5 protein-coding genes and 1 pseudogene are annotated in these 6,104 nt (G+C 68.4%); 2 read left to right on the top strand and 4 right to left on the bottom strand.

Going from position 1 to position 6,104, the window contains the following annotated elements; translation table 11 throughout:
- Positions 1–145: pseudogene (locus tag JWP28_RS00030) on the bottom strand (hypothetical protein); the annotation flags it as partial.
- A gap of 185 nt (positions 146–330) precedes the next feature.
- Between JWP28_RS00030 and ispH the strand changes: the two are divergent.
- Positions 331–1,287, top strand: coding sequence for a 4-hydroxy-3-methylbut-2-enyl diphosphate reductase (gene ispH, locus JWP28_RS00025; protein ID WP_299538523.1), 957 nt, complete (start codon positions 331–333; stop codon positions 1,285–1,287).
- Positions 1,288–1,304: 17 nt separating this feature from the next.
- Entirely contained in the window at positions 1,305–2,453 is a 1,149-nt protein-coding gene (gene hpnH, locus JWP28_RS00020; protein WP_299538521.1) for an adenosyl-hopene transferase HpnH, read from the top strand.
- On the opposite strand, the gene JWP28_RS00015 is transcribed toward hpnH, so the two are convergent.
- The 3 genes from JWP28_RS00015 to hpnE all read right to left on the bottom strand — a co-directional run.
- The gene (locus JWP28_RS00015) at positions 2,376–3,062 is read right to left on the bottom strand and encodes a hypothetical protein (protein ID WP_299538519.1); all 687 of its coding nucleotides are present in this window, start codon (positions 3,060–3,062) and stop codon (positions 2,376–2,378) included. The genes hpnH and JWP28_RS00015 overlap by 78 nt on opposite strands.
- A complete protein-coding gene (shc, locus tag JWP28_RS00010; RefSeq protein WP_299538516.1) occupies positions 3,059–5,008 on the bottom strand; it encodes a squalene--hopene cyclase in 1,950 nt (649 codons plus the stop codon). The genes JWP28_RS00015 and shc overlap by 4 nt, the downstream gene beginning before the upstream one ends.
- A partial coding sequence (hpnE, locus tag JWP28_RS00005; protein WP_299538514.1) for a hydroxysqualene dehydroxylase HpnE occupies positions 5,005–6,104 on the bottom strand: 1,100 nt, incomplete at its 5' end. The genes hpnE and shc, both read right to left, overlap by 4 nt.

Below are 6,104 nucleotides of genomic sequence, written 5' to 3'. Positions count from 1 at the left end.
TCAGCGTGTTGGTCATCGACTGGACGGTGATCGGCGCATCGCCCCCCACCTCCACCGACCCCACCCGGATCTTGCGGCTCACCCGCCGCTGGATCGCCCGCCAGGGCCGGACGGAGGTGTGATCTTTATCGGCGTGGTCTTGCATGGCGGCCCGTCGTCAACCAGTTAACTGGATCAGATGGTGGGTTATCGGCCGTTGTAAATCCCCGCGCCGTCGTTCGGCACATGCGCGTGGCGCAGACGATTGCCATCTGTCAGTCTGGGCGCGTAGGCGCACTTGGCCCTGGCGGGCGTTCACGCCCAGCCGTGGGCGGCGAGTGGAGGTGATCGATGCGAGTGGTCCTTGCCCAGCCGCGTGGCTTCTGCGCCGGGGTGGTGCGCGCGATCGATATCGTCGAACGCTCAATCGAGAAATATGGCGCGCCGGTCTACGTGCGCCACGAGATCGTGCACAACCGGCATGTGGTCAGCGGACTGGAGGCCAAGGGCGCGCGCTTCGTCGATGAGCTCGATGAGGTTCCGGAGGGCGCGGTAACGATCTTCAGCGCCCACGGCGTCGCCCGTTCGGTGGTGGACGATGCTCGCGCCCGTGGCCTTCCCGTCCTCGACGCCACCTGCCCGCTTGTCTCCAAGGTGCACTCGCAGAGCCGCCGCTATGTGGCGCAAGGCCGGACGCTGATCCTGATCGGTCACGCCGGCCACCCAGAGGTCGAGGGGACCATCGGACAGGTGGACGCGCCGGTGCACCTGGTTTCGACGGTGCGGGATGTCTCGGCGCTGAAGCTTCCGGACGACGCCCCGGTCGCCTACGTGACGCAGACGACGCTGAGCGTCGATGAGACACGCGACGTGATTTCAGCCCTCAAATCGCGATTCAGCGACCTCGTGGGACCGGACACCTCCGACATCTGCTACGCAACCCAGCATCGGCAATCGGCCGTGCGCGAGCTGTGCCGTACCGTCGACGTCCTGCTGGTGGTGGGCGCGAGCAACAGCTCCAACTCCAACCGGCTGCGCGAGATTGGCGTCGAAGAGGGCGTGCCGAGCTATCTGATCGCCGACGCCGGCGAGCTGGAGGCCGACTGGGTGCGCGGCGCCCAGGTCGTCGGCTTGACGGCCGGAGCCTCCGCGCCGGAGGAACTGGTCCTGGACGTGATCGCCGCCCTGCGCCGGATCGAAGACGTCGAAGTCGCGCAGATGCACGGCGTCGAAGAGAATATCGTGTTCCGCTTGCCGCCCGAGTTGCGGCGAGAGGATGATCGTGAGCCTGACCAGGCCGAAGCCTAGCTAGAAGGAAGCGTTTCGTGGGTATTCCGCTCGGCCAAGCCGCCCGCATCGGGGCCTATGTCGTCAAGCAGCACCTGATGGGTCGCAAGCGCTACCCCCTGGTGCTCATGCTGGAACCGCTGTTCCGCTGCAACCTCGCCTGCGCCGGCTGCGGCAAGATCGACTATCCGGACGAGATCCTGAACCAGCGGCTGAGCTACGACGACTGCATGGCCGCGATCGACGAGTGCGGCGCCCCGGCCGTCTCGATCGCCGGCGGCGAGCCCCTGCTCCACCGCGACATGCCGCGCATCGTCGAGGGGTTCATCAAGCGCAAGAAGTTCGTGATCCTCTGCACCAACGCCCTGCTGCTGGCCAAGAAGATCGACCAGTACAAGCCCTCGCCCTACCTCTCCTGGTCGATCCACCTCGACGGCGACCAGGTGATGCACGACAAGTCGGTCTGCCAGACCGGCGTCTACGACAAGGCCGTCGAGGCCATCAAGCTGGCCCAGGCCAAGGGCTTCCGGGTCCAGATCAACTGCACCCTGTTCGATGGCGCCGATCCCGAACGCGTGGCCGCCTTCTTCGACGAGATGACGGCGCTCGGCCTCGACGGGATCACCGTCTCGCCCGGCTATTCCTATGAGCGCGCGCCGGACCAGGAGCATTTCCTGAACCGCGCCAAGACCAAGACCCTGTTCCGTGAGATCTTCAAACGCGGCAAGAACGGCCGGGCCTGGTCGTTCACACAGTCCGACCTGTTCCTCGATTTCCTGGCCGGCAACCAGACCTTCGAGTGCACACCCTGGAGCATGCCGGCGCGCACGGTCTTCGGCTGGCAGAAACCCTGCTATCTGCTGGGCGAGGGCTATGTGAAGACCTTCAAGGAGCTGATCGACGACACCGACTGGGACAACTACGGCGTCGGCAACTACGAGAAGTGCGCCAACTGCATGGTCCACTGCGGCTTCGAGGGCACGGCGGTGCGGGAGTCGGTGACCAACCCGCTCAAGCTGATGAAGGTGGCGATCGGCGGCATCAAGACCGAGGGGAAGATGGCGCCGGAGATCCCGCTCGATAAGCAGCGGCCCGCGGACTACGTGTTCTCAGCCCACGTCGAGCGGAAGCTCCACGAGATCCGGACGACCCAGCCCCGGGCCAAGAAGACGGCGCCCGTCAGCTAGGGCGCGAAAGGCGCGCTCCGCATCCCGGCCGGTGCGGATCAGCGCCGCAAGCTGCACAGGATCGCGGGCGAGGGCCCACAGCACCGCGCCCAGGGCCATGCCGCCGTCGGGCTTCATCCCGACCTTCACCGCGGCCGGCAGGTCCCGGTCGGCGCTGTCGGAGATCACGCGGACGGCGGCAAACGGCAGGCCGAGGCTGCGCGCCACCCGCAGGGCGATGTGGGATTCCATGTCGACCGCGAGTGCTTGCCAGCGCTGATGGGCGGCCTGCTTCTCGACTGCCTGCGTGAGCATGGCGTCGGAACCGAGGATCGATCCCATCCGCGCGCCAGGCAGGCGCGTTGCGAGTTGCGCGGTCCAGGCCGGATCGGTGGAGGTCTCCACGCCGCCGGCGATCACCCGTGTAGCGACCACCCAGTCGCCGGGGCAAAGGCCCGGCGCGAGCGCTCCGCCGATGCCGATGCTGATCACGGCTTCCGCGCCCGTCGCGACCGACGTCAGAGCGGTTTCCAACGCCCCGGCGCGCCCTCCCCCCGCGACCGCGGTCACGCCCGGGCCCTCGATGATCCGCGCCTCGCGCCGCAGGCCGGTGACGGCCAGGATGGTCACATGCCGAAGCCGACCTGGCGGCTGTTGGCCCGGGTCAGGTTGCGGTAGCGGGCCAGCGCCCAGAGCGGGAAGAACTTCGAATAGCCGTGATAGCGGAGGTAGAAAACCCGCGGGAACCCGCCGCCGGTGTTGCCGGGCTCCGGCCAGAAGCCCTCCGCATCCTCCACCTCGGTCAGCCACGCCACGCCGCGCGCCACCGCGGGGTGGTCGACGAGGCCGGCCGCCATCAGGCCCATCAGCGCCCAGGCCGTCTGTGACGCCGCGGACGGCGCCGCCTGATGGCCGCTATAGCCCAGGTCGTAGCTCTCGCAGTCTTCGCCCCAGCCGCCGTCGCCGTTCTGGATCGCGATGAGCCAGTCGGCCGCGCGGCGAACCATCGGATCTTCCGCTGTCACGCCCACGGCGTTGAGGGCGCAAAGGACCGACCAGGTCCCGTAGATGTAATTGACGCCCCAGCGGCCAAACCAGCTCCCATCGGCCATTTGCGAGCCGGCCATATATTCGAGCGCCGCCTTGACCGGAGGGCTCTCCCGATCGGCCCCCAGCTGGGCCAGCATGCTGACGCAGCGGGCGGTGACGTCGTCGGTGGGGGGGTCGAGCAAGGCCCCATGGTCGGCGAACGGGATGTTGTTCAGGTAGTGGAAGGTGTTGTCGGCATCGAAGGCGCCCCAGCCGCCATCGCGGCTCTGCAGGCCCCTTACCCATTCGGTCCCGCGCGCGATGGGGGTGTCGAACTTGCCGCCTGAGCGGCCATGGGCGCGGTCCATGGCCATGACCACCACGGCGGTGTCGTCGAGGTCGGGGTAGTAGGCGTTTTCGTACTGGAAGGCCCAGCCGCCAGGGCGCACGTCCGGCCGCTGCCCCGTCCAGTCGCCTTTCACGTCCAGCACCTGGCGCGGGACCAGCCAGTCGAGACCCCGGCCCGCTGCGGCCTCGGCCGCCTCGCCGCCCAGCTCCAGCAGGGCGTGGCAGGTCAGCGCGGTGTCCCACACCGGCGAGACGCAGGGCTGGCAGTAGGCCTCGTCGTCCTTGATCACCAGGAGGCGCTCGACGGCCTCCCGCGCCACGGCGCGGTGGGGATGATCCGGCGCATAGCCCAGGGTGTCGAACATCATCACGCTGTTGGCTATGGCGGGGTAGATCGCGCCCAGGCCATCGACGCCGTTCAAGCGCTCGGTCACGAATTCAACGCAGCAGTCGGTGGCCCTGCTCCGCAGGCGCTGCGGCCACAATGGGTCAATGGCTTTCAGCACCACATCGAGGGCGTTGAAGCCCCAGGTCCACAGCCGCTTGGTGGCCGCGGCCTTGGAGCGGGGCCTGATCGCGGCGGCCCCGTCGTAAAGCTCAGCCACGCCTACGCCGCGCGGATTGCTCGCCAGCGGCTTCCTGGCCTGCAGCACCAGCAGCGGCACGATGACCGTCCGCGCCCAGTAGGACATCTTCGACAGGTGCACCGGGAACCAGCGCGGCAACAGGATGAGCTCCACCGGCATGGTGGGAATGGCGGACCAGGACATCTGACCGAACAGGGCCAACTGGATGCGCGTGAAGACGTTGGCCGCCCGGGGACCGCCGTGGGCGCGGATCGCCTCCCGCGCACGGGCCATGTGCAGCGCATCGGGGTCGTCGCCGATCATCTTGAGGGCGTAGTAGGCCTTGATGCTAGCGCTGATGTCGAAGGGACCGCCGTGCACCAGCGGCCAGCCGTCGTGCGCCCCCTGGATGCGGCGCAGGTAGACGCCGATCTTGCGCTCGAGCTCCGAGTCGTCGGGCTCGCCGAGGAACTGCCGCAGGAGGATGTATTCGGAGGGAATGGTGGCGTCGGCCTCCAACTCGAAGACCCAGTGGCCATCGCGCCTCTGGCGCTTCAGCAAGGCCTGGGCCGCACGTCGGATGCGGTCGTCGAGGAGCGCCTCGTTGCGGGGAGCGGCTGCGACGTCGTTCACGTGCAGGTCTCTTGGACTAGATCGGCGGCGCGGACGCCGGAACGCAGCGCACCCTCGATCGTGGCGGGCAGGCCCGTCGCCGTCCAGTCGCCCGCCAGGACGAGGTTGTGAAACGCCGTCCGGGCTGAAGGGCGGCGGCGCTGCTGCTCCACCGTGGCCGCGAAGGTGGCCCGCTTTTCCTTGACGACCTGCCAAGGGGGCAGCTCGTGGCGCAGGCCCAGCACCTCGGCCACGTCACGCCATAGGGTGTTGGCCAGGCTCTCCCGCGGCTCGCCGATCAGGCGGTTTGCGCCGCTGACGGTGACCGAGATGCGGTCTTCGAAGCAGAAGATCCATTCGACGGTGGCGTTCAGCACCCCCGTTATCGGGGGCGCGCCAGGCGGTGACTTCAGGCGGAAATGACCGTTGACGATGCCTTCGAAGGCGTCCGGTGCGGAAAGCCCGGGGATCAGGTCGGTGGCGACCCAGGGCGGAACCGCCAGCACGATCCGGTCCTCGACGCCCACGTCCACGCGGCCATCGGAGAACTCCAACCCCTTGACCAGCCTGCCTTCGGTGTGAAGTCCGAGCAACCGGCGTTGCAGCCGCACCCTCGCGCCATGCCTCTCGAGGAAGTCCAGCGCCGGATTGACGAAGGCCGCCGCCAGGCCCGGCGTCGGCACCCTGGGCGCGTAGGCTGCGCCGCCCTTGGCCAGGGTCTCCCGGACGATCTGGCTCGCAAGCTCGGCGGCGGCGTGCTCCGGATCGGTGTTGAGCGCCGCGAGCAGGAACGGCCGCATCAGCCGATCCCACACGGGACCTTTGCAGGCGATGGTCTCATCGACCCGCTGCCCGGGCTTTGCGCGTAGCAGGCCCGCCATACCGAGGAAGTCGGTGAACCGCGCGCCCGGCACCCCGCGGTCCGCGCTAAGGATCCACCAGGGCACCGCTCCGGGATTGGGCCGAACCGTCCACCGCTGGTGGGTGGCCAGGTCGACGAAGGGGAACTGGGTCTCGGCGGGACCTGTCAGACAATCGGACGCGCCGACGCGGGCGAGGTAGTCGCGCACCGCGTGGTTGCCCGACAGAACGAGGTGGTTGCCGTTGTCGATGGTCA

The organism is Phenylobacterium sp. (genome assembly GCF_028290885.1).
Lineage (GTDB): Bacteria > Pseudomonadota > Alphaproteobacteria > Caulobacterales > Caulobacteraceae > Phenylobacterium.
The sequence above is the reverse complement of the archived record's forward strand: the minus strand, read 5'-3'. Positions and strand labels throughout refer to the sequence as shown.